Below are 22,247 nucleotides of genomic sequence, written 5' to 3' on the forward strand. Positions count from 1 at the left end.
CGGGGGCGCCGCTCAGCCCGCGAACGCGGGCTGCGCCACCCCTCGTCCGGCCCCCGGCACCACCAGCAGCGAACCCGCCAGCGGGTGCGGGGCCGTGAGGCCGACCCGGGCGGTGGTGAGGTACAGGTCGGTGAGGTCCGGGCCGCCGAAGGCGCAGGCCGTGACACGGGGGACGGGGAGGGTGATCACCCGGTCCAGCTCGCCGGAGGGGGTGTAGCGGCGTACCGCGCCGCCGTCCCACAGGGCGACCCACACACAGCCCTCGGCGTCCACGCACAGGCCGTCGGGGAAGCCCGCGCCGTCCTCGACCTCGGCCAGCGGGCGGCGGTGCGCGACCCGGCCGTCCCCGGTGACGTCGAAGACGTCGATGCGGCGGGTCGGGGTGTCGACGTAGTACATCAGCCGGCCGTCCGGGCTCCAGCCGGTGCCGTTGCTCACCGTCACGTCGTCGAGGACGGTCTCGGCGGTGCCGTCGCCGGTGAACCGGGTCAGCGTGCCCCCGCCGGGCGCCTCGTCGTAGCGCATGGTGCCCGCCCACAGGCTGCCGTCGGGGGCGACGGCGGCGTCGTTGGCCCGGCGGCCGGGGACGGGCTCCCGGTGCAGCCAGCGGAAGGTGTCGTCGGGGTCGAGCAGGCCGACCCCGTCCCGCAGGTTGAGGACCAGGCCGCCGCCCGCGCGGGGCTTGACGGCGCCGACGTGCTGCTCGGTGCGGCGCAGGGTGCGGCGGCCGGTGGCCGGGTCGTAGGTGTGCACGCGGGAGTTGAGGATGTCGAGCCACAGGAGGCGGTCCGTCGCCGGGTCCCAGGTGGGGCCCTCGCCGAGGGTCGCCTCCGCGTGGACGGCCACCTCGAAGGCCGCTCCGGTCGTCGTCATGCCGCACTCCTGTGGCCGAGCCGCTCGGAGAGGTCGGCGGCGCCCTTGACGGCCAGTTGCTCCAGTTCGGCGCGGCGTTCCTCGCTCCAGCGGATCATAGGCACCGAGATCGACAGCGCGGCGACGACGCGGCCGGTGCGGTCGCGGACCGGGGCGGCCACGCAGGAGACGTCCGGGTTGGACTCGCGGCTCTCCACCGCGACCCCGCGCTCGCGGATCGCGGCCAGGGCCTCGCGCAGGGCGGCCGGGTCGGTGATGCTGTTCGGGGTCATCGCGGTCAGCTCGGCCCCCTCGGGGAAGCGCGCGGCGATCTCCGGTTCGGGCAGGGAGGCCAGCAGCATCTTGCCGACGGACGTGCAGTGCGCGGGCAGCCGGCGCCCGGCGGCGGAGACCATGCGCACCGCGTGCGTGGAGTCGACCTTGGCGATGTAGATGACGTCGGTGTCCTCCAGGATCGCCACGTGCACCGTCTCGTCGCAGGTCTCGGCGACGCTCCGGGCCACCTGCTGGCCCTCCGCGGCGAGGTCGAGGTGCTCGGCGTAGCGGGCGCCGAGCTGGTACGGACGCACGCCGAGCCGGTACCGTCCGGACTGCCCGGGCACCGGGACGATGTACTTGCGGGCGGCGAGTGTGGTGACCAGCTCGTGCACGGTGGTCCGCGGCAGTTGGAGCCGGCGCACGATGTCGGGGGCGGAGAGCGTGCCGTCCCCGTCGAGGAAGAGCTCCAGTATGTCGAGAGCCCGGGTCACGGCCGGCACGAGGCGTCCCATGTCCAGCCCCCTCCCTAGGTGTGTTCGATATTTCAACAGACGGTCGGAATGACGAACACAGGCTACTCACATCGCGTTTGCCTGGGCAATGGGCGGGCGGCAGCCGGTGGTCCGCCCCCTGCTCCGCCCGGTCGGCGATGATGGTGGCCATGCCGACCGGAAAGCACCCCGCGGGACCGTTCACCCCGCGCGACTTCCAGCTCGTCCTGCTGCGCCGCATGGCCGACCACAACCCGGGCCCGGTCGAGGACGCCCGCCGCGAACTGGGCGCCTCGGTCGCGGACATGCGCGAGGCCAACCGGCGCTGGCAGGCGATGCTCCGCTCCCCCCGCTCCCGTTCGGCCGCCTCCCGGTACCGCTCCGTCCTCGGGGAGCCGGAGTCGGTGGCGCCCCGCCGGATCGGCGACCTGGAGTGCGAGGCCCGGCAGTGGGCGCTCCCGCTCTGGCCCGGTCTGCGCTTCGAGGTGCTGGTCACGGACAAGGGCGTCGTCTGGAACGAGTGGCTGGTGCGCGCGCCGGACGCACCGGGGCCCGAGCTGCGCACCCTGGACGACCTCACGCCCTGGTCCTGCACGGTCGACGAGGCGGCCCGCGCCTTCGCCCCCGCCCGACCGCTCCAGGGCTCGGCCCCCACCCGCTGGGGCCTGGCCTTCACCGCCCCCGACCGGGACGGCGTACGGCACGACGTGGTCGCGGAGTTCACCTGGGGGCTGTTGCAGCGCACCGCCGTCGGCGGGTGATACGGGCCGCGCGGGGGCGGGCGGTCAGCGCTCGTCCTCCGGGTCCCAGTCCAGCAGGCGGACCTTGGCGACCGTACGGACGTGGCGGCGCATCGCGGCGGCGGCCTGCCGGGGCTGCCGGGCGGCGACGGCGTCCAGGATCGCCCGGTGCTGGGCCAGGGAGCGGGCGGGCCGGCCGGGCTGGCGCAGCGACTCGGTGCGGCTCTCGGCGATCTGGTGGGCGATGGAGCGCATGAACTCGGCGAGCAGGCTGCTGTGCGCCGCCGCCGTCACCGCCGCGTGGAACAGCCGGTCCCCCTCGACGCCGTGGCCGCCCCGGTCGGTCTCCTCGGCCATCACGTCCAGCGCGGAGCGCATCGCGGCGAGGTCGTCCTCCGTGCGGCGCTCGGCGGCCAGTTCGGCGAGTTTGGTCTCCAGCGCCTCGCGGGCCTCCAGGACGTCCGGGAGGCGGCGCCGGCGTTCGACCATCTTCTCGACCGGTTCGACGTCGAGGCTGTCGCGGACCAGGTAGGTGCCGCCGCCGTGGCGCGCCTCCACCAGGCCCTGCACCTCCAGGACCACGATCGCCTGCTTCACCGAGGCGCGGCTGACACCGAGGCGCTGGGCGAGGTCCCGCTCGGGCGGAAGCCGGTCGCCGGCCCGCAGGCCGCCGTCGGAAACGTACTGGCGCAGCCGCTCCAGCACCTGTTCGTACAGGCGCTGCTTGGTCATGGGACGCAGGGCGTCGGTCATGAGGTCCCCCCTCCTCGACGGGAGCGTAGCACCGGGCCGACCGCGGTCCCGGTGGACGAGTGGCTGAGCCAATTGTTGCGCGACCCCTTGACGCCGGCTTCCGCCGGGCCCACGCTGACCAGCCAACCGCACCACCCAAGTGGCTCAGCCACTCAGCCACTCCTACCGGCAGTCAGGTCAGCACTCGGGAGCCCCCGCATGTCCCCCGAACTCATCTCGATCCTCGTCCTCGTCGTGGTGTTCGTCCTCGCCACCACCCGGTCCGTCAACATGGGCGCGCTCGCCTTCGCCGCCGCGTTCGGGGTGGGCACGCTCGTCGCCGACCTCGACGCGGACGGCATCTTCGCCGGGTTCCCCGGCGACCTGTTCGTCGTCCTGGTGGGTGTCACCTACCTGTTCGCCATCGCCCGGGCCAACGGCACCACCGACTGGCTGGTGCACGCGGCCGTCCGGCTGGTGCGGGGGCGGGTCGCGCTGATCCCGTGGGTGATGTTCGCGCTCACCGGTGCGCTCACGGCGATCGGCGCGGTCAGCCCGGCCGCGGTCGCGATCGTCGCGCCCGTCGCCCTCAGCTTCGCCACCCGGTACTCGATCAGCCCGCTGCTCATGGGCACGATGGTGGTGCACGGCGCGCAGGCGGGCGGCTTCTCGCCGATCAGCATCTACGGCTCGATCGTCAACGGCATCGTGGAGCGCGAGAAGCTCCCGGGCAGCGAGGTCGGCCTGTTCCTCGCCTCGCTGGTCGCCAACCTCCTCATCGCGGCCGTGCTGTTCGCGGTGCTCGGCGGGCGGAAGCTGTGGGCGCGCGGGGCGGTGACGCCGGAGGACGGCGGCGGCTCCGGCACGGGCGCGCGGTCCACGGGCACAGGTGCCGGACCCGCCGGCACGGGTGCCGGGGCGGGCTCGGGTGCCGGGGCGGACTCCGGCACCGGTACGGCCCCCGGCGCGAAGGGCGCCGCCCCGGCCGCGGTCGCCGTCCGCCCCGGCCGGGGCACCGGCGGCACCGAGGACACCGGCCCGCGTCTCGGCCCCGCCCGCATCGCCACCCTCGCCGCGCTGGTCGCGCTCGTCGTGGCCGTCCTCGGCTTCGACCTGGACGCGGGTCTGAGCGCGGTCACCCTCGCCGTCGTGCTGAGCACCGCGTGGCCGGACGACAGCCGCCGCGCGGTCGGGCAGATCGCGTGGTCCACGGTGCTGCTGATCTGCGGTGTCCTCACCTACGTCGGCGTGCTGGAGGAGATGGGCACCATCACCTGGGCGGGCGAGGGCGTCGGCGGCATCGGCGTCCCGCTGCTGGCCGCCGTACTGCTCTGCTACATCGGGGCGATCGTGTCGGCCTTCGCGTCCTCCGTGGGCATCATGGGCGCGCTGATCCCGCTGGCGGTGCCGTTCCTCGCGCAGGGCGAGATCGGGGCCGTCGGCATGGTGGCGGCACTCGCGGTGTCGGCGACGGTGGTGGACGTCAGCCCCTTCTCGACCAACGGCGCGCTGGTGCTGGCCGCGGCCCCGGACGTGGACCGGGACCGCTTCTTCCGCCAGTTGATGATCTACGGCGGGATCGTGGTGGCGGCCGTGCCGGCACTGGTCTGGCTCGTGCTGGTGGTGCCCGGCCTCGGGTAGACCACCAGCGGACATCCGGCAGCATCCGGCAGCCTTGAGCGACGGCTCTCGGACGACGACCAAGGAGTACTTCGCGTGTCCTCTCTCTTCCCGGCCCTCTCCCCGGCCCCGACCGGCGCCCCGGGCGCCCGGCCCGCGCTGCGGTTCGGCGAGCGTTCCCTGACCTACGCGGAACTCGCCGCCGCGGCGGGTGCCACGGCCGGGCGCCTCGGCGGCACCGGCCGGGTCGCCATCTGGGCGACCCCGGCGATGGAGACGGCGGTGGCGGTGGTGGCGGCGCTGCTGGCCGGGGTCGCGGCCGTGCCGCTCAACCCGAAGTCCGGCGACAAGGAACTCGCGCACATCCTCTCCGACAGCGCGCCCTCCCTCGTCCTGGCACCCCCGGACGCCGTACTGCCGCCCGCCCTCGCCGCCCTGGAACGCCTCGACGTCGACGTGCGCGCCCGCGGGAGCGTCCCCGAGGACCGCGCCGGCCAGGGCGACCCCGCGCTCGTCGTCTACACCTCCGGCACCACGGGACCGCCCAAGGGCGCCGTCCTTCCCCGCCGGGCGCTCGCGACGACCCTGGACGCGCTCGCCGACGCCTGGGGGTGGACCGGCGACGACGTGCTCGTGCAGGGGCTGCCGCTGTTCCACGTGCACGGGCTGGTCCTCGGGATCCTCGGCCCGCTGCGCCGGGGCGGCTCGGTGCGCCACCTGGGCAGGTTCACCCCCGAGGGCGCCGGGCGGGAGCTGAACGACGGCGCGACCATGCTGTTCGGCGTGCCCACGATGTACCACCGGATCGCCGAGACGCTCCCCGGCGACCCCGAGCTGGCGAAGGCCCTCTCGGGGGCGCGGCTGCTGGTGTCGGGGTCGGCCGCGCTGCCGGTGCACGACCACGAGCGCATCGCCGCCGCCACCGGACGCCGGGTGATCGAGCGGTACGGCATGACGGAGACGCTGATGAACACCAGCGTCCGCGCCGACGGCGAGCCGCGCGCCGGTACGGTGGGCGTGCCGCTGCCCGGTGTGGAGCTGCGGCTGGTGGAGGAGGACGGCACGCCGATCACGGCGCTGGACGGGGAGAGCGTCGGCGAGATCCAGGTGCGCGGCGCGAACCTGTTCACCGAGTACCTCAACCGCCCGGACGCCACCGCCGCCGCCTTCACCGAGGACGGTTTCTTCCGCACCGGCGACATGGCGGTGCGCGACCCCGACGGCTACGTCCGCATCGTCGGCCGCAAGGCCACCGACCTGATCAAGAGCGGCGGCTACAAGATCGGCGCCGGGGAGATCGAGAACGCGCTGCTCGAACACCCGGCGGTCCGGGAGGCGGCCGTCACCGGGGAGCCCGACCCGGACCTCGGGGAGCGGATCGTGGCCTGGATCGTGCCGGCCGACCCCGCCGCGCCGCCCGCCCCGGACACGCTGGCCGGCCATGTCGCGGACCGCCTCGCCCCGCACAAGCGGCCCCGTCTCGTCCGGTACCTGGAGGCGCTGCCCCGCAACGACATGGGGAAGATCATGAAGCGGGCGCTGGACCGTGGCTGAGCGCCTGGGCGCCCGGGAGTTCCTCGCCCTGGTCGCCGACGACGCCTCCTTCGCGGAACTCCCCCGCCCGGACGGCCCGTGGCCGGCCGACGGCCCCCTCGGCTGGCCCGGTTACGACGCCGCGAGGGCCCGTGCCGCCGAGCGCACCGGCGAGGAGGAGTCCGTCGTCTGCGGCACCGGCCGCGTCGAGGGCACACCGGCCGTGCTCGTCTCCTTCGAGTTCGGCTTCCTCGGCGGCTCCCTGGGCCACCGCACCGGCGACCGGATCGAGGCCGCGTACCGGTACGCCCGTGCGCACCGGCTGCCCGTGGTGCCGCTGGTCGCGACGGGCGGCAGCCGGATGCAGGAGGGGATGCTCGCGCTGACCCAATTGCAGCGCGTGGCCCGGGAGTCGGCGCTCACCCGGGCGGCCGGGCTGGCGCAGGTCGCGGTGGTGCGGGACCCGGCGACCGGGGGCGGCTGGGCGACGCTGGGCGCGGGTGCCGACGTGGTCCTCGCCCTGCCGGGCGCCCAGGTCGGCTTCGCGGGTTCCCGGGTCCGGCCGCCGGACGCCGACCCGGCGGCGTACACGGCCGAGGCGCAGGTGGCGGCGGGCAGCGCGGACGCCGTCGTACCGCCCGGGGAGCTGCGTACGACGCTGGGGCGGTGGCTGCGGCTGCTGACGGCGCCGTCCGCCGATCCGGCACCGGTGCCCGGACCCCTGGGCGCCCGGGACCTGCCGGCCGACGGCTGGGAGGCGGTACGGCGGGCCCGCGCCCCCGGACGCCCGCGCGCCGGTGCGTACCTGGACGCCTACTTCACCGACCGGGTCGCCCTGTCCGGCGACCGCTGCGGCGGCCGGGACGCCGAGGGCATGCTGTGCGGCTTCGGCACGCACGCGGGGCGCACGGTCGCGTACGCCGCCCAGACCGGCACGGCGACCCGGCCCGCCGGGTACCGCACCGCTACCCGGCTGGTCCACCTCGCCGACCGGCTCGGCATCCCGGTGCTGACCCTGGTGGACACGCCGGGCGCGGCCAACGACGCGGAGGCCGAGCGGCAGGGGGTGGGCCCGGCGATCGCGGACCTGTTCGGCGCCGTGGCCTCGGCGCGCACGCCGGTCACCACGCTGGTGATCGGCGAGGGCGGCTCGGGCGGTGCGCTGGCCCTGGCCGCGCCCGGCGCCACCTGGGCCACGCCGGACAGCTACTTCTCCGTCATCGCGCCGGAGCACGCGGCGGCGATCCTGAAGCGTCCGCCGCAGGAGGTGCGGGCCACGGCCGGTCAACTGCGCCTGCGGCCCCAGGACTTGGCGGCACTGGGCATGATCCGAACAAACGAGCAGTTGTTCCCTGGAACAGGTGATCGTCGCTCTGGAGAGCGCATGTGACTGCAGGGACCAACGATACTTACGGTGTGCAAGCAACGGGCTGCAGACCGTAGTTGACGCACATGTCCCACGTAGTCCCGTGGGGCCCGGCGGGCCCCGCACACGAACAGCGCAAGGAGCTGCACGATCATGAACCTTCTCACCGACATCCTCGCCGGCCTCGTCCACTTCGTCGGCTGGCTGGTCTGACGGTCCGAGAAACCAGGCGGCGCCGCCTCCCCGTCCCAGGGAGGCGGCGCCGTCCGCGTGTGCGTGCCCGGCCCCGGGCCTACCGCACGGCCACCGCCCGCACGATCCGCTGCGTGACCGAACCGCCCCGGTCGTCGTGCGCGGAGGCCCGCAGCGAGAGGTGCGCCGCGTCGCGGGGCACACTCACGGTGCCCTGCCAGGACGCCTGGCCGTCACCGGCGCGCAGCCGGACCTGCTGCCAGCTCGTCCCCCCGTCGTAGGACACCTCCAGCTTCCCGCCGCCGAGCGTCCCGGTGTCCGGGGCGCCCGCCACGTACTGCGCGCCGAGCCCGATCCGCAGCTTCTTCCCGCCGCGCACCGTCCCCGCGAGGTCGGTGTCCACGTCGAAGGAGAGGTTGATGAGCGGCAGCCGGGTCCACCGGTCCTCCGGTGTCGCCGCCGACCGGAAGGTCCACTCGGCGTGGCCCTCGCTCGCGAGCGGCCGGCGCGCCGCGTCGATCGCGGTGTCGGTGACGAGCCTGTAGGTGTGCTCGCCGGCCGGCGCGTCCCACACGTACGCGGCGGAACTCGGCCCCTGGTCGGCCAGTTCGCCGTCCAGGTACACCGACGTGGTCTGCGTCATGCCGCTGTCCTCGTTCCACACGTCGCCGAAGCCGGTGTGGTCGGGGCCCGAGTCGCCCCAGCCGGGCGCGTTGAACTGGAGCCGGTTTCCGGCGCGCTGCTGCCCCCAGCCGAGGCCGGTGCCGAGGTAGGGGTGCAGCACCGGCTTGAACCAGTTCAGCTCCCCGTGCGACCCGCCCCGGTAGGCGACCAGTCCGCCGCGTTCCTCCAGCGCCTCACCGGCGCCGGTCACGGTCTCGTGCCAGAGCTGGCCCGGTCCGGTGGACACGTACTCGGTGCGCTCGACCGGGTAGTCGATCCGCTCCCGGAAGCCCAGGCCGACCGGGAAGGTGTCGGTGATCGAGTACCGGAACTCCCCGCCGCTCTCCGGCGCGTCGCCGTGGTACCTGGTGCGCAGCACGGCGAGGTCGCGGTTGCCCGGCCTGAAGGTGAGGTCCCGGTCGGGCACGGCGCCCTCGTGTCCCTCGGACAGGTCGTACACGTAGGGCGTGTTGCGGGTGCCGGTCATGTCGACGCGTCCGGCCTCGCGCAGCCGGGCGGCGTCGGCCGCGGAGACCGTGGCGATCTGCAGCGGGCGGTCGGCGTTGTCGTCCGTGCCCCACCACGCCATCAGCCGGCCGGGGGCGTCGTCGGTCACGAACAGCGCCTCGACGCCCGCGTCCTGCGCCGCCTGCGCGAGCGCCGCCGGTTCGGTCCCCGCGGTGAGCCGGGCGAGCACCGCCTTGCCGCGCACGCCGCCGGGGAAGGCCCCGTCACCGGGGGCGCCGACGTCGACCAGGGGCAGCCGGGTGCGTCCCTCGGCCAGGGTGCCGCCCGCCTGCACGGTGGCCTCGCCGATCCCCTTCACGTCGAGCAGCGGCTTGCCGAGCCGCCACACGGTCCGGTACTCGAAGCCGCCCGCGGTCACCTTCCCGGTCGGCGCGGCGAAGACGCTGTCGTACGTCAGCGGCACCTGGACGGCACCGAACAGGTCGGCGCCGTTCGCCGTGCGGTCGTACTCCATGAGGAGCTGCCGGGTCTCGGTGCGCCGCTGGACGTCGGCGCTGATCTCGCGCAGCTCGCGGCCGTCCAGGGTGACCTCGCGGTCCCGGTCGACGACGACCTCCGGGGCGGCGAGGAAGCCCAGACCGAGGGAGTCGGCGCCGTGGCTGCCGCGCACGTCCAGGAAGGACGTCAGGCTGTACGTCCCGGGCTGGAGCCGCAGCGTGAGGGTGCCGGACTCCCCGACGTGCGCGGGGACCGGGTCGACGCCCTCGGTGAGCCGCTGGACGGTCAGGTCGGCCGGCGCCGCGGCACCGGAGCGGTCCTTGACGTGCACGGTGAGCGTGTACCGCTCCTCCTCCTTGACCAGCCCGAACGCGGTGTGCGCGAGGGTGGTCCCGCTCGCGTCGGCCGCCACGATCTGCCCGCTGGTGTCGCCGACCGGCGCCTTGGCCCCGTCGCCGGTGACGGTGGTGGCGGCGGTGCCGTGCGCGGGCACGGTGAGGGAGGTGCGGGCGAGGGTGACGACGCCCTCGGGGGCGCCCCGCACGGACAGGTGCAGCTCGACGTCCGCGTCGGAGGAGTTGGTGTAGGTGACGGTCCTGGTGACCGGCTCGTTGCCCTCGTAGGGCCAGGAGTGGAAGCCGAGGTCCGCGCTGCCGGTCGCGGTGACGTCGGCCCCGACGGCGTCCGGCACGCTGACCCGGCCCGCACCCAACTGGTGCACGGGGGCGTCGAGTTCCTTCGAGGTGGACATCAGCGCGTCCTTGAGCCGCGCGCCGGTCCAGTCGGGGTGCTCCTCGGCGAGCAGGGCGGCCGCCCCGGCGATGTGCGGCGTCGCCATCGACGTGCCGTCCATGCTGGTGTAGTCGCCGCTGCCCTCGGCGAGCCGGGAGCGGGCGGCGAGGATGCCGACGCCGGGGGCCGACAGGTCGGGCTTGAGCGCGTGGTCGCCGTAGCGGGGCCCGGCGCTGGTGAACCAGGCCGCCCGGTCGGCGGAGTCGACGGCGCCGACGGTCAGGGCGGCGTCGGCCGCGCCGGGCGAGCCTATGGAGGAGGGGGCGCCGGTGTTGCCGGCCGCGACGACGAACAGCGCGCCGGTCTCCCGGGAGAGGGTGTTGACGGCCTCGGCCATGGGGTCGGTGCCGTCGCTGGGTTCGGTCGAGCCGAGGCTCATGGAGACGATGTCGGCGTCCACGTCCCGGGCGGCCCACTCCATCCCGGCGATGATCTCGGACTCGCTGCCGAAGCCCTCGTCGTCGAGGACCTTGCCGACCGCGAGGGTGGCACCGGGCGCGACGCCCTTCTCCTTGCCGTCGGAGGCGGCTCCGCTGCCGCCCACGGTGGAGGTGACGTGCGTGCCGTGGCCGTGCCGGTCGGCGACCTCCTGGCCGGGGATGAAGCTCTTGCTCTGCGCGATCCGCCCCGCGAGGTCGGGGTGCCCGGCGTCCACGCCGCTGTCCAGCACGGCGACGGTGACGCCCTTGCCGGTCAGCCCGGCCTCCCATGCCTCGGGCGTGCCGATCTGCGCGTTGGACTCGGCCATGGCCGCGGTGACCCGGCCGTCGAGCCACACGCCGTCGATCCCTGCGCCGCCTCGGGTGAACTCCCGCCAGAAGTCTCTCCCCCTGTCCGCCTCGACGGCGGCCCCGCGCACGCTGGGCAGCGCCCGCGTCCGCTCGGTGCCCTTCGGGGTGGCGGCCCGCACGCCCTTGCCGTAGGTCACGATCAGCGGCAGCTCGCCGCTCTCGGTGTCGGCGAGCCCCTGCTCCAGCAGCGCGTCGACGTCGAAGAGCCGTTCGTCGAGGCTGCCCTCACGCAGGTACGGCAGGGCCTCGTCCGGTACGACGACGGTCCGGCCGTCATGGCTGCTGGTGCGCACGGCCCCGGTGGCGCCCTCGGGCCGGTCGACGGCGATGCTCTTCCTGCCCCCGCCGAGGTCGGTGACGGTGACCCGGTCGCCGGTGACGAGGGTGACGGTGCGCGCCGCGTCGGCCGCGCGGGCGGGGGCCCGCTGGTGCGCCGGGTCCGGCGGCGGTTCCTGCGCCGCCGCCGTCCCGGCCGGCAGCAGCGCGATCACGAGCCCCGCCGACAGGAGGGCCGCCCCGCGTCTGACTGGTCCTGTGCTCATCCACGTCTCTCTTCGTGTCGTCGTAGAGTGCTGTGACGAGTGCTGTGAGCAGTCTCAGGGGGCTTGCGGGGCACGGGAGTTGACCGGGGGCGGCGGGTAGTTGCCCTGGCGGGTTCCCGCCAGCGGCCCGGGAGGCCGGGTGACGAGCCTCCACACCCCCCGTTCAGCGGCCCCCCGCCCGGCCCCCTCCAGCAGGCGCCCGCCCGTGCGCCCGCGCACCATGCGAAGGAGACCGGCCACCCGCCGGCCCCGCACGGTCCGCGCTCTCGGGAGGATTCGCCATGACCGCCAGCACTGCCAGCACCGCCAGTCTGGAGGCACTGCGCCGCTGCCACTTCGCCGTCGATCTGGGCGCGGCGCGGACCCGCGTGTACGTGAAGGGTGCGGGGCTGGTCGTCGACCAGCCGTCCGCGGCGGCGGTCAACACGCGCACGGGCGCGCTCATCGCGGTCGGCGAGTTCGCGGAGAAGATGACCGGCCGCACCCCCGGATACATCCGGGTCGTGCGTCCGGTCTCCGGCGGCACGGTCGTCGACATCGAGATGGCCCAGCGCATGCTGCGCCACCTGCTCGGTGACAAGGTCCGGCGCGCCCTGCGCCGCAAGCCCCGGCTCCGGGCCGCCGTCTGCACCCCGCACGACGCGGACCCGCTGTCGCAGCGGGCGGCCATCGAGACGCTGGTCGGGCTCGGCGCGCGCCGGGTGGAGCTCGTCGACACCCTCATCGCGGCGGCGGTCGGCTGCGGACTGCCCGTGGAGCGGCCCGAGGCCACCATGATCATGGTGTGCGGTGCCCACGCCACGCAGGTCGCGGTGCTCTCCCTCGGCTCGATCGTGACGGCGGAGCGCATCCCGGTGGGCGGCGAGGCCGTGGACCACGCGATCGTGCAGCTGCTGCGCCACCAGCACGAGCTGGTGCTGCCCAGCCAGTCCGTGCGCCCGTTGCAGCTCGCCCTGGCCGGCAACGGACTGACCCCGCAGGGACCGGCGTCCACCGAGATCCACGGGCGGGACGTGGCGACCGGCCTGGCGCGCAGTGTGCGGGTCGACACCGCCACGGTGCGCAACGCCATCCAGACACCGCTGACGGCCGTGCTCGACGGCATCGGCAAGGTGCTGCGGGACTGCCCGCCCGACCTGGTCGCGGACCTCGCCGACCGCGGGATCATGATGGTCGGCGGAAGCGCGCTGCTGCCGGGCTTCGACCAGATGCTGCGGCAGGCCACGGGCATGCCGGTGCACATCGCGGAGCGGCCCGACGTCTGCGCGGTCCAGGGCCTCGGCAGCATGCTGGAGGGCCGGGTCGAGCCGCTCGTCCTGCACCCGACGACCTCGGACGCCGGAGCCGGCGCCGGCACGGACGCGGTCGCGGGCTCCGGCGCCGGCAACGACGCCGGCTGACGCCGCCGCAGGACGACGGACGGGGACAGGCCAGGAGACCGAGGAAGCCCGACGGATGACCGCGCAGCCCGCGCCCCGACTGCCCCGTCTCCTCGAAGCCGTCCTGGGGGTGGCCGCCGACGCCGATCCGCGCACCGTCCTGCGGCACGTCGTGGACGCCGCCGCCGAACTGACCGCCGCCCACGCGCTGCTGGTGGTCACGGGCTCCGGCGCGGACGGCCCCGCCGAGTTCCGCGCCCCGGCCGCGGAGCCGGTGCCGCAGACGGCGCCGACGCTGCGGGTGCCGATCCGCGTCGGGGACGAGGAGTTCGGCGAACTGCGCCTCGCCGGGCGGCCCGGGGCGGATCCGTTCACCGTCGAGGACGAGCAACTGCTGCGGGTCCTGGCCACGCAGGCCGGGATCTCGGTCGGCAACGCCCGGCTGTACGAGAGCGCCCGGCAGCGCGAGCGCTGGATCGAGGGCTCGGCGGCCGTCACCACCGCGCTGCTCACCGAGGAGGGCGCCGAGGACGCGCTGACCACGGTGGCCGAACGGGCCCGGCTGCTCGCCGACGCCTCCGCGGGCGTCATCCTGCACCCGACCGCCGAGGGCGGCATGGAGATCGTGACCGCCTCGACGCCCGAGGACCCGGACGACATGCTCGGCGCCACCATCGCGCCGGGCAGCCCGGTCCTCGAACAGCTCCTGGGCGGCGAGCCCGTGTTCATCGACGACTCGGCGACCGACCCGCGCATGACGACGCACGTGCGGCACCGGTTCGGGCCGAGCATGATGCTGCCCCTGCAGGCGGGCGGCCGGCTCATCGGCACGCTCGCCCTGCCCCGCCGGCGCGGCGGGCGCCCCTACACGGACCTGGAACGGCTGCTCGCGACGCAGTTCGCCTCGCAGGCGGCACTCGCCCTGGTCCTGGCCGACGCCCGGCGCGGCCGGGAACGGCTGGCGGTCTACGAGGACCGCGACCGCATCGCCCGCGACCTGCACGACCTGGTGGTGCAGCGGCTGTTCGCCACCGGCATGATGCTGGAGTCCACCCGGCGCCGCCCCGGCGCGGAGGACATCAGCGACCTCCTGGGCCGGGCGGTGGACGAACTGCGCTCCACGGTCCAGGACGTCCGCACGACCATCCTCGCGCTCCAGCAGCCCCCGGCAGAGCCCCCGACGGGCCTGCGCGGCCGGGTGCTGCGCGAGACCGCGTCCGCCGCCGCCCTGCTCGGCTTCCCGCCGTCCACGCACTTCCGGGGCCCCGTCGACACCCGGGTGGGCGACCGGGTCGCCGACCGCCTCCTCACCGCCCTCCGTGACGCCCTGGCGGCCGCGTCCGCCCGCCCGGGCGTCTCGCGTGTCGAGGTCACCGTCGAGACGCCCGCCACGCTGCCCGAGGGCCGGGGCGGGGTGCACCTGAGGGTCGTCGACGACGGCGAGCGCGCCGGAGGCGGGGGCCGGGGCACGACGGCCACCTGGTGGGCGCCGCTGTAGCGGAGGGTGGCGGTGCCCCGGACGGGGGTACCCGGCCCCCGACCCGCCCGGCAGGAGGAGGTATCACCATGAGCGAGTCCACCCCGTCCCAGGCCGAGGGCGAACGCGACGACGAGCCGGACACGGCCGACCGCCCGGACCCGCCGCACACGACTCCGTCCCAGGCGGAGGGCGAACGCGACGACGAACCCGGCCCCGGCGACCGGCCGTCACCGCCTTGACCTCCGAGGCGAGAGCCGGCGGACCCCAGGAGGCCGAGAAACCGAGAAGCCGAGTGTGCGCCCACCCGGCGGCGGAGGCCGGCGTGCCGCGCCGCAGGTGAAAACGTTCCTGCGCCAAAAAGGCCTGGTGGGGCGGGTGGGACTCGAACCCACGGCCGACGGATTATGAGTCCGCTGCTCTAACCGGCTGAGCTACCGCCCCAATGCGGCGTGTCGCGTACACGTGTGCGCGCCGTCTGCCGCAGCATAGCCGCTCATACGATCTCCTGCCTCGGCTGGTCGGCTTCCGCGGCTGCCTTCATGACCTTGAGGACTCCGCAGCGTGCCGCATGGTTCCCGCGTCGCGAGGACACATGAAAAAGGACCCCGAAGGGCCCTCGTTCACCGCGCTCCCCCGACTGGACTCGAACCAGTAACCTGCCGGTTAACAGCCGGCTGCTCTGCCAATTGAGCTACGGAGGACCGAGCTCCCCGGACTGGACTCGAACCAGTAACCTGCCGGTTAACAGCCGGCTGCTCTGCCAATTGAGCTACCGAGGAAAGTCTCGTATCGCATCGAACGCGTCTGCCTGGGTATTCGCCAGGGGGCGCGCGCTCGCTGCGACACATACATTAGCGCAACCAGGGGGGTGCTCCGCCAATCGGTACTCCGCAGCACCCCGGAGCCAGTGAAGGGAAGGGTGGCCGTCATGCGTTACCGGCTCACGTTCGTCGTCGGACTAGCGGTGGGTTACGTGCTCGGCACGAAGGCCGGGCGGGAGCGCTACGAGCAGTTGCGCAAGTCCGCGCAGCAGGTCGCGCAGAACCCGGCCGTGCGCAACACCGCGGAGTCCGCCGCCCAGCAGGGCAGGCACTTCGCGGACAAGGCGTACCACGTGGTGAGCGCCAAGGTCGGCGACCGGATGCCCGACTCGGTGGCCCACCGGGTCCGCTCGCTGCGGGAGCGCGGCACGAACGGCAGCGGTCCCGACGACTGGGGCACGAGCAACACCTGAGCCCCCGGGCGGTACGGCCACCGCGGCCGGTGCGGCAGAATTTCGGGTATGGGGATAGTCGCCGGGTTGGACAGTTCGCCCGATTTCACTCGTATCGTCGTCTGCGATTCGGACACGGGTGCCGTGCTGCGCCAGGGCTACGCGCCGCACCCGCAGGAGAGCCCCGAGGGCGGGGGCCGGCCCGCGGACGTGGATCCGCAGGCCTGGCTGCTGTCCCTCGGGGAGGCGGCCGGCGGCGGGCTCCTCGAAGGCGTGCAGGCGATCGGCGTGTCGGCGCAGGCCAACGCGGTCGTGCCGCTGGACACCCACGGCAACACGGTGCGCCCGGCCCTGGTCGGCGGCGACAAGCGCTCGCAGGTCGCGGCGGCCGACCTGATCGACGCGCTCGGCGGGCGCGAGGCGTGGGCGCAGGCCGTGGGCTCGGTGCCGCAGACCGCGCAGCCGGTGACGAAGCTGCGCTGGCTGGCCCGGAGCGAGCCGGAGGCCGCCGCACGGACCGCCGTACTGCTCCAGGCCCACGACTGGCTGGTGTGGCAGTTGCTCGGGCGGCCGGTGCGGCGGACCACCGACCGGGGCGGCGCCTCGGGCACCGGGTACTGGTCGGCGGCGACCGGGGCCTACCGGCCCGACCTGGTCGAGCTGGCCCTCGGTCACCAGGTGGTGCTGCCCGAGGTGATCGGTCCGGCCGAGGCGGCCGGTACGACGCCGGAGGGGCTGCTGATCTCCGCCGGTACCGGCGAGACCCAGGCCGCCGCGTTCGGGCTCGGCATCGGTCTGGGCGACGCGGTGGTGTCGCTGGGCGCCTCCGGTTCCGTGATGGCCGTGCACACCGAGCCGCTGGTCGACCAGTCCGGGATGATCACCGCGCTCGCCGACGCCACCGGCATGCACCTGCCGGTCGTCACCACCCTGAACGCCGTACGGGCCCTGCGCGGCACCGCCGAACTGCTCGGCGTGCCGGACCTGGAGAGCCTGTCCGAGCTGGCGATGAAGTCGACGCCCGGATCGCACGGCCTGGTGCTGCTCCCCTACCTGGAGGGCGAGCGGACGCCGAACCTGCCGCACACCGCCGGAACGCTCGCCGGGCTCAGGCGCGAGTCGATGAGGCCGGAGCACCTGGCGCGGGCGGCGTTCGAGGGCATGCTGTGCGGTCTCGCCGACGCCCTGGACGTGCTGCGCCTGCGCGGCGTGGACGTACGGCGGGTGTTCCTGCTCGGTGCGGCGGCCGAGCTGCCGGCCGTGCAGGCGGCGGCGCCCGCGCTGTTCGGGACGCAGGTCGTCGTGCCGCAGCCCGCGGACTACGCGGCGATCGGCGCGGCCCGGCAGGCGGCCTGGGCGCTCGGCGTCTCCCAGGGCGCGCTGGACCCGCGCACTCCCCCGGCCTGGCAGGGCGCGGTGGCGCAGGTCCTGGAGCCGGGCGAGGAACTGGCGGTGGGCCAGGCCGTGCGCCAGCAGTTCGTGTCGGTGCGCGAGCAGACGCACCCGGGAGCGCTGTGACGCGTGGGTGCGCTGACCGCTCGTAGGCCGGAATTTGCCGCGCTCTTGGGTTAATCGGTTGAGGTAACGCGGGTGGAGTGTTCGACGATAGGGGCCAGGGGCAACCAACCGCGGCCCCTGTCGCCGACTCCGAGAGACCCAGCGTGCTCATACGACTACTGCGGACCCGTCTGAGGCCGTACAAGAGACCCATCGCCCTGCTGGTGGCGCTGCAGTTCCTGCAGACCTGCGCCTCCCTCTACCTGCCGACCCTGAACGCGGACATCATCGACAACGGCGTCGTGAACGGGGACTCGGGCTACATCCTGCGCCACGGTGCCCTGATGATCGGCATCTCGCTGGCCCAGGTGGTCTGCAACATCGGTGCCGTCTTCTACGGCGCGCGCACCGCCGCCGCGCTGGGCCGGGACGTGCGCGGTGCCGTCTTCGACCGGGTGCAGTCCTTCTCGGCGCGCGAGGTGGGCCACTTCGGCGCGCCCTCGCTGATCACGCGGACCACCAACGACGTGCAGCAGGTCCAGATGCTGGCCCTGATGACGTTCACCCTGATGGTGTCGGCGCCGATCATGTGCGTGGGCGGCATCGTGATGGCGCTCGGTCTGGACGTGCCGCTGTCCGGGGTGCTGCTCGGGGTCGTGCCGGTGCTGGCGGTCTGCGTGACGCTGATCGTGCGGAAGCTGCGCCCGCTGTTCCGGAGGATGCAGGTGCGCCTCGACACGGTGAACCGGGTGCTGCGCGAGCAGATCACCGGCAACCGCGTCATCCGCGCCTTCGTGCGCGACGAGTACGAGCAGCAGCGCTTCCGGAAGGCCAACACCGAGCTGACCGAGGTCGCCCTCGGCACCGGCAACCTGCTCGCGCTGATGTTCCCCGTGGTCATGACGGTGGTGAACCTGTCGTCCATCGCGGTGGTCTGGTTCGGCGCCCACCGCATCGACAGCGGCGGGATGCAGATCGGCGACCTGACGGCGTTCCTCGCCTACCTCATGCAGATCGTCATGTCCGTGATGATGGCCACCTTCATGTTCATGATGGTGCCGCGCGCCGAGGTGTGCGCCGAGCGCATCCAGGAGGTCCTGGACACCGACAGCAGCGTCGTGCCGCCGGTGGCGCCGGTCACCGAGCTGCGCCGGCACGGGCACCTGGAGATCCGGGAGGCGGGCTTCCGCTACCCCGGGGCCGAGGAGCCGGTGCTCCGGAACATCGGTCTGGTGGCGAAGCCGGGCGAGACGACCGCCGTCATCGGCTCGACCGGCAGCGGCAAGTCCACCCTGCTGGGCCTGGTCCCCCGCCTCTTCGACGCCACCGACGGGGAGGTCCTGGTCGACGGGGTGGACGTGCGCACGGTCGACCCGAAGACGCTGGCCAAGGTGGTGAGCCTGGTGCCGCAGAAGCCGTACCTCTTCGCCGGAACCGTCGCGACCAACCTGCGCTACGGCAATCCGGACGCCTCCGACGAGGAGCTGTGGCACGCGCTGGCGGTGGCGCAGGCCAAGGAGTTCGTCTCCGCGCTGGAGGGCGGGCTCGACGCGCCGATCGCGCAGGGCGGCACCAACGTCTCCGGCGGCCAGCGCCAGCGGCTCGCCATCGCGCGCACGCTGGTCCAGCGCCCGGAGATCTACCTCTTCGACGACTCCTTCTCCGCCCTCGACTACGCCACCGACGCGGCGCTGCGGGCCGAGCTGGCCCGGGAGACCGCCGAGGCGACCGTGGTGATCGTGGCGCAGCGGGTGGCGACCATCCGGGACGCGGACCGGATCGTCGTCCTGGACGAGGGACGGGTGGTCGGCGTGGGCCGGCACCACGAGCTGATGGCCGACAACGAGACCTACCGGGAGATCGTGCTCTCCCAGCTGACGGAAGCGGAGGCTGCCTGATGGCCGGTCCTGCGGGTCGCATGATGGCCGGGGGCGGCCCCGACCAGCGTTCGATGGACTTCAAGGGGTCGAGCAAGCGGCTCGTCGCCCAGTTCCGTCCGGAGCGGGCGACGCTGTTCACGCTGCTGTCGTGCGTGGTCGTCAGCGTCGGCCTCAACGTGGTCGGGCCGAAGATCCTCGGCCGCGCCACCGACCTGGTCTTCGCGGGCATCGTCGGGCGGGACATGCCCTCCGGGGCCACGAAGGAACAGGTCCTGGCCGCGATGCGGGAGCGCGGTGACGGCAACGTCGCCGACATGCTCCGCAGCACGGACTTCACTCCGGGCCGGGGCATCGACTTCGGTGCGGTCGGCGAGGTGCTGCTGCTGGCGCTGGCGACGTTCGCGGTGGCCGGACTGCTGATGGCGGTGGCCACGCGCCTGGTGAACCGCGCGGTCAACCGGACGATGTTCCGGCTGCGCGAGGACGTGCAGACGAAGCTGTCCCGGCTGCCGCTGTCCTACTTCGACAAGCGTCAGCGCGGCGAGGTGCTCAGCCGCGCCACCAACGACATCGACAACATCGGGCAGACGCTCCAGCAGTCGATGGGCCAGCTCATCAACTCGCTGCTCACCATCATCGGCGTGCTGGCGATGATGTTCTACGTCTCCTGGATCCTGGCGCTGGTCGCGCTGGTGACCGTGCCGCTGTCGTTCGTGGTGGCCACGCGGGTGGGCAAGCGGTCGCAGCCGCAGTTCGTGCAGCAGTGGCGCTCGACGGGGCAGCTCAACGCGCACATCGAGGAGATGTACACCGGGCACGCGCTGGTGAAGGTCTTCGGGCGGCAGGAGGAGTCGGCGCGGCAGTTCGCCGAGCACAACGACGCGCTGTACGAGGCGGGGTTCAAGGCACAGTTCAACAGCGGGATCATGCAGCCGCTGATGATGTGCGTGTCCAACCTGAACTACGTGCTGGTCGCGGTGGTCGGCGGGCTGCGGGTGGCCTCGGGCCAGCTCTCCATCGGCGACGTGCAGGCCTTCATCCAGTACTCCCGGCAGTTCTCGATGCCGCTGACGCAGGTCGCGTCGATGGCGAACCTGGTGCAGTCGGGTGTGGCGTCGGCGGAGCGGATCTTCGAACTCCTCGACGCCGAGGAGCAGTCGGCGGACCCGATCCCGGGCGCCCGGCCCGAGGACCTGCGCGGGCGGGTGGAGCTGGAGCACGTCTCCTTCCGCTACGACCCCGACAAGCCGCTGATCGAGGACCTGTCGCTGAAGGTGGAGCCCGGTCACACGGTCGCCATCGTCGGCCCGACCGGGGCCGGCAAGACGACCCTGGTCAATCTGCTGATGCGGTTCTACGAGGTCTCCGGCGGGCGGATCACGCTGGACGGCGTCGACATCGCGAAGATGTCCCGGGACGAACTGCGGGCCGGCATCGGCATGGTGCTCCAGGACACGTGGCTGTTCGGCGGCACCATCGCGGAGAACATCGCGTACGGGGCCTCGCGGGACGTCACCCGCGGGGAGATCGAGGAGGCCGCGCGGGCCGCGCACGCCGACCGGTTCGTACGGACGCTGCCCGACGGCTACGACACGGTGATCGACGACGAGGGCACGGGCGTGAGCGCGGGTGAGAAGCAGCTGATCACCATCGCGCGGGCGTTCCTGTCCGACCCGGTGATCCTCGTGCTCGACGAGGCGACGTCGTCCGTCGACACGCGGACGGAGGTGCTGATCCAGAAGGCGATGGCGAAGCTCGCGCACGGGCGGACGTCGTTCGTGATCGCGCACCGGCTGTCGACGATCCGGGACGCGGACACGATTCTCGTGATGGAGGACGGGGCGATCGTGGAGCAGGGGGCGCACTCCGAGCTGCTCGGTGCGGGTGGGGCCTATGCGCGGCTGTACAAGGCCCAGTTCGCGCAGGCGGTGGCCGAGGTGGGGTGACCGGGTGCCCGGCGGCGGGGGTGCCGGGGATCAGTCCAGATAGCCCCTCAGCTGGTCCGCGTAGGCGTGGTCGCGGAGTTTGTTGAGGGTCTTGGACTCGATCTGGCGGATGCGTTCGCGGGTGACGCCGAAGAGGCGGCCTATCTCCTCCAGGGTGCGGGGGCGGCCGTCGACGAGGCCGTAGCGGAGCTGGACGACCTTGCGTTCGCGTTCGCCGAGGGTGGAGAGCACCGCCTCCAGGTGCTGGCGCAGCAGCAGGAACGCCGCCGACTCGACGGGGCTGGCGGCGTCGCCGTCCTCGATGAGGTCACCGAGGGCGACGTCGTCCTCCTCGCCGACCGGCGTGTACAGCGACACCGGTTCCTGGGCCAGGCGCAGCACCTCGCCGACGCGCTCGACGGGCAGGTCCAGGTGGGCGGCGACCTCCTGCGGGGTCGGCTCGTGACCGCGTTCCTGGAGCATGCGGCGCTGGACGCGGACGACCCGGTTGATCAGCTCGACGACGTGGACGGGGACGCGGATGGTGCGGGCCTGGTCGGCCAGGGCGCGGGACATGGCCTGGCGGATCCACCAGGTGGCGTAGGTGGAGAACTTGAAGCCGCGGGTGTAGTCGAACTTCTCGACGGCCCGGATGAGGCCCAGGTTCCCCTCCTGGACCAGGTCGAGCATGGTCAGCCCGCGCCCGACGTACCGCTTGGCGACCGACACCACGAGCCGCAGGTTGGCCTCGATCAGCCGGCGCTTGGCGACGCGGCCCATGACGACGAGCCGGTCGAGGTCGAGGGCGAGGCGTTCGTCCAGACCGGGGGTGCGGCGCAGCTTGTCCTCGGCGAACAGGCCCGCCTCCACCCGCCGGGCGAGGTCGACCTCCTCGGCCGCGGTGAGCAGCGGGATGCGGCCGATCTCGCGCAGGTACTGCCGGAACAGGTCCGAGGAGGGGCCGCCGGACTCGGTACGGGTGGGCGGCGGCGGTTCGACGGGCACGGGGACGTCCGCGGGGACGTCCGCGGGACCGCCCGGGTGGTGCGCGGCCGGCCCCGCACCGGGCTGCGCCGGCAGCGCGTGGAGCGTGCCGCGCTCGGCGTCCGGCTCCGCACCGCCGGTACCGGTGTCGGTCTGGGTGAGGGTCTGGGTCTGCACGGGGGCGACCTCCAGGAGGGACGCGGCCGGCGGGGGCCGGCGGCAGTACGACGGGGGCGGAGCCGGCTCACTCACCGCCGTCCGCCTCGCACGCGTGCACTCGGGTACCGCCCCCAGTGTGGGGTACGACACATCACCGCCACGAGGGGCGTG

16 protein-coding genes and 3 tRNA genes are annotated in these 22,247 nt (G+C 73.9%); 11 read left to right on the top strand and 8 right to left on the bottom strand.

Annotation, left to right across the window (positions count from 1 at the left end):
* Positions 1-12: 12 nt before the first annotated feature.
* Both Sdi02f_RS23080 and Sdi02f_RS23085 read right to left on the bottom strand, forming a co-directional pair.
* Complete coding sequence (locus Sdi02f_RS23080) at positions 13-873, bottom strand: SMP-30/gluconolactonase/LRE family protein (protein ID WP_030399791.1); 861 nt, start codon at positions 871-873, stop codon at positions 13-15.
* On the bottom strand, positions 870-1,643 hold the full coding sequence (locus Sdi02f_RS23085) for an IclR family transcriptional regulator (protein ID WP_030399792.1): 774 nt from the start codon (positions 1,641-1,643) through the stop codon (positions 870-872). The genes Sdi02f_RS23080 and Sdi02f_RS23085 overlap by 4 nt, the downstream gene beginning before the upstream one ends.
* Positions 1,644-1,780: 137 nt before the next feature.
* On the opposite strand from Sdi02f_RS23085, the gene Sdi02f_RS23090 reads away from it, so the two are divergent.
* Positions 1,781-2,383 (top strand): hypothetical protein, encoded by a 603-nt coding sequence (locus Sdi02f_RS23090; RefSeq protein ID WP_030399793.1) that lies wholly within the window; start codon positions 1,781-1,783, stop codon positions 2,381-2,383.
* A gap of 24 nt (positions 2,384-2,407) precedes the next feature.
* Here Sdi02f_RS23090 and Sdi02f_RS23095 read toward each other — a convergent pair whose 3' ends face one another.
* A complete protein-coding gene (locus Sdi02f_RS23095) occupies positions 2,408-3,115 on the bottom strand; it encodes a FadR/GntR family transcriptional regulator (protein WP_030399794.1) in 708 nt (235 codons plus the stop codon).
* Positions 3,116-3,313: 198 nt separating this feature from the next.
* Here Sdi02f_RS23095 and Sdi02f_RS23100 point away from each other — a divergent pair, with 198 nt between their 5' ends.
* The 3 genes from Sdi02f_RS23100 to Sdi02f_RS23110 all read left to right on the top strand — a co-directional run bounded on the left by Sdi02f_RS23100 (position 3,314) and on the right by Sdi02f_RS23110 (position 7,637).
* A complete protein-coding gene (locus Sdi02f_RS23100) occupies positions 3,314-4,735 on the top strand; it encodes an SLC13 family permease (RefSeq protein ID WP_108933945.1) in 1,422 nt (473 codons plus the stop codon).
* 75 nt (positions 4,736-4,810) lie between these two features.
* Positions 4,811-6,268 (top strand): acyl-CoA synthetase, encoded by a 1,458-nt coding sequence (locus Sdi02f_RS23105; RefSeq protein ID WP_108933946.1) that lies wholly within the window; start codon positions 4,811-4,813, stop codon positions 6,266-6,268.
* A complete protein-coding gene (locus Sdi02f_RS23110; protein WP_030399797.1) occupies positions 6,261-7,637 on the top strand; it encodes a carboxyl transferase domain-containing protein in 1,377 nt (458 codons plus the stop codon). Before Sdi02f_RS23105 ends, Sdi02f_RS23110 begins: the two co-directional genes overlap by 8 nt.
* A gap of 268 nt (positions 7,638-7,905) precedes the next feature.
* Here the strand turns inward: Sdi02f_RS23110 and Sdi02f_RS23115 are convergent, their stop codons facing one another.
* Positions 7,906-11,559 carry a S8 family serine peptidase gene (locus Sdi02f_RS23115; protein ID WP_108933947.1) on the bottom strand — a complete coding sequence of 1,218 codons (3,654 nt, stop codon included), beginning with the start codon at positions 11,557-11,559 and terminating at the stop codon, positions 7,906-7,908.
* Positions 11,560-11,840: 281 nt separating this feature from the next.
* Between Sdi02f_RS23115 and Sdi02f_RS23120 the strand changes: the two genes are divergently transcribed.
* The 3 genes from Sdi02f_RS23120 to Sdi02f_RS35950 all read left to right on the top strand — a co-directional run bounded on the left by Sdi02f_RS23120 (position 11,841) and on the right by Sdi02f_RS35950 (position 14,657).
* The gene (locus tag Sdi02f_RS23120) at positions 11,841-12,959 is read left to right on the top strand and encodes a rod shape-determining protein (RefSeq protein WP_031081609.1); all 1,119 of its coding nucleotides are present in this window, start codon (positions 11,841-11,843) and stop codon (positions 12,957-12,959) included.
* A gap of 55 nt (positions 12,960-13,014) precedes the next feature.
* Positions 13,015-14,436: a GAF domain-containing sensor histidine kinase gene (locus tag Sdi02f_RS23125; protein WP_108933948.1), complete on the top strand. Its 1,422-nt coding sequence runs from the start codon at positions 13,015-13,017 to the stop codon at positions 14,434-14,436.
* A 68-nt stretch (positions 14,437-14,504) separates the two neighbouring features.
* Positions 14,505-14,657: a hypothetical protein gene (locus Sdi02f_RS35950; RefSeq protein ID WP_167458237.1), complete on the top strand. Its 153-nt coding sequence runs from the start codon at positions 14,505-14,507 to the stop codon at positions 14,655-14,657.
* A 125-nt stretch (positions 14,658-14,782) separates the two neighbouring features.
* Here Sdi02f_RS35950 and Sdi02f_RS23135 read toward each other — a convergent pair.
* The 3 genes from Sdi02f_RS23135 to Sdi02f_RS23145 all read right to left on the bottom strand — a co-directional run bounded on the left by Sdi02f_RS23135 (position 14,783) and on the right by Sdi02f_RS23145 (position 15,197).
* Positions 14,783-14,859, bottom strand: a tRNA-Ile gene (locus Sdi02f_RS23135).
* 187 nt (positions 14,860-15,046) lie between these two features.
* A tRNA-Asn gene (locus Sdi02f_RS23140) sits at positions 15,047-15,119 on the bottom strand.
* Positions 15,120-15,124: 5 nt separating this feature from the next.
* A tRNA-Asn gene (locus tag Sdi02f_RS23145) sits at positions 15,125-15,197 on the bottom strand.
* Between the two features lie 149 nt (positions 15,198-15,346).
* Between Sdi02f_RS23145 and Sdi02f_RS23150 the strand changes: the two genes are divergently transcribed.
* The 4 genes from Sdi02f_RS23150 to Sdi02f_RS23165 all read left to right on the top strand — a co-directional run bounded on the left by Sdi02f_RS23150 (position 15,347) and on the right by Sdi02f_RS23165 (position 20,954).
* On the top strand, positions 15,347-15,652 hold the full coding sequence (locus Sdi02f_RS23150) for a YtxH domain-containing protein (RefSeq protein ID WP_030399801.1): 306 nt from the start codon (positions 15,347-15,349) through the stop codon (positions 15,650-15,652).
* A gap of 48 nt (positions 15,653-15,700) precedes the next feature.
* Positions 15,701-17,149: an FGGY family carbohydrate kinase gene (locus Sdi02f_RS23155; RefSeq protein ID WP_108933950.1), complete on the top strand. Its 1,449-nt coding sequence runs from the start codon at positions 15,701-15,703 to the stop codon at positions 17,147-17,149.
* Between the two features lie 143 nt (positions 17,150-17,292).
* Positions 17,293-19,026 (top strand): ABC transporter ATP-binding protein, encoded by a 1,734-nt coding sequence (locus Sdi02f_RS23160; RefSeq protein ID WP_108933951.1) that lies wholly within the window; start codon positions 17,293-17,295, stop codon positions 19,024-19,026.
* Positions 19,026-20,954 (top strand): ABC transporter ATP-binding protein, encoded by a 1,929-nt coding sequence (locus tag Sdi02f_RS23165; protein WP_031081615.1) that lies wholly within the window; start codon positions 19,026-19,028, stop codon positions 20,952-20,954. The genes Sdi02f_RS23160 and Sdi02f_RS23165 overlap by 1 nt, the downstream gene beginning before the upstream one ends.
* 30 nt (positions 20,955-20,984) lie before the next feature.
* Here the strand turns inward: Sdi02f_RS23165 and Sdi02f_RS23170 are convergent, their stop codons facing one another.
* Positions 20,985-22,169: an RNA polymerase sigma factor gene (locus Sdi02f_RS23170; RefSeq protein WP_234328383.1), complete on the bottom strand. Its 1,185-nt coding sequence runs from the start codon at positions 22,167-22,169 to the stop codon at positions 20,985-20,987.
* Between the last annotated feature and the right edge of the window lie 78 nt (positions 22,170-22,247).

It is taken from the genome of Streptomyces ardesiacus (assembly GCF_003112575.1).
GTDB lineage: Bacteria > Actinomycetota > Actinomycetes > Streptomycetales > Streptomycetaceae > Streptomyces > Streptomyces ardesiacus.

Bases quoted from the DNA above. Each gene is read 5' to 3' on its own strand.
- Sdi02f_RS23080 (WP_030399791.1), bottom strand. From the start codon at position 873: ATGACGACGACCGGAGCGGCCTTCGAGGTGGCCGTCCACGCGGAGGCG.
- Sdi02f_RS23085 (WP_030399792.1), bottom strand. From the start codon at position 1,643: ATGGGACGCCTCGTGCCGGCCGTGACCCGGGCTCTCGACATACTGGAG.
- Sdi02f_RS23090 (WP_030399793.1), top strand. From the start codon at position 1,781: ATGATGGTGGCCATGCCGACCGGAAAGCACCCCGCGGGACCGTTCACC.
- Sdi02f_RS23095 (WP_030399794.1), bottom strand. From the start codon at position 3,115: ATGACCGACGCCCTGCGTCCCATGACCAAGCAGCGCCTGTACGAACAG.
- Sdi02f_RS23100 (WP_108933945.1), top strand. From the start codon at position 3,314: ATGTCCCCCGAACTCATCTCGATCCTCGTCCTCGTCGTGGTGTTCGTC.
- Sdi02f_RS23115 (WP_108933947.1), bottom strand. From the start codon at position 11,559: ATGAGCACAGGACCAGTCAGACGCGGGGCGGCCCTCCTGTCGGCGGGG.
- Sdi02f_RS23120 (WP_031081609.1), top strand. From the start codon at position 11,841: ATGACCGCCAGCACTGCCAGCACCGCCAGTCTGGAGGCACTGCGCCGC.
- Sdi02f_RS23125 (WP_108933948.1), top strand. From the start codon at position 13,015: ATGACCGCGCAGCCCGCGCCCCGACTGCCCCGTCTCCTCGAAGCCGTC.
- Sdi02f_RS35950 (WP_167458237.1), top strand. From the start codon at position 14,505: ATGAGCGAGTCCACCCCGTCCCAGGCCGAGGGCGAACGCGACGACGAG.
- Sdi02f_RS23150 (WP_030399801.1), top strand. From the start codon at position 15,347: ATGCGTTACCGGCTCACGTTCGTCGTCGGACTAGCGGTGGGTTACGTG.
- Sdi02f_RS23155 (WP_108933950.1), top strand. From the start codon at position 15,701: ATGGGGATAGTCGCCGGGTTGGACAGTTCGCCCGATTTCACTCGTATC.
- Sdi02f_RS23165 (WP_031081615.1), top strand. From the start codon at position 19,026: ATGGCCGGTCCTGCGGGTCGCATGATGGCCGGGGGCGGCCCCGACCAG.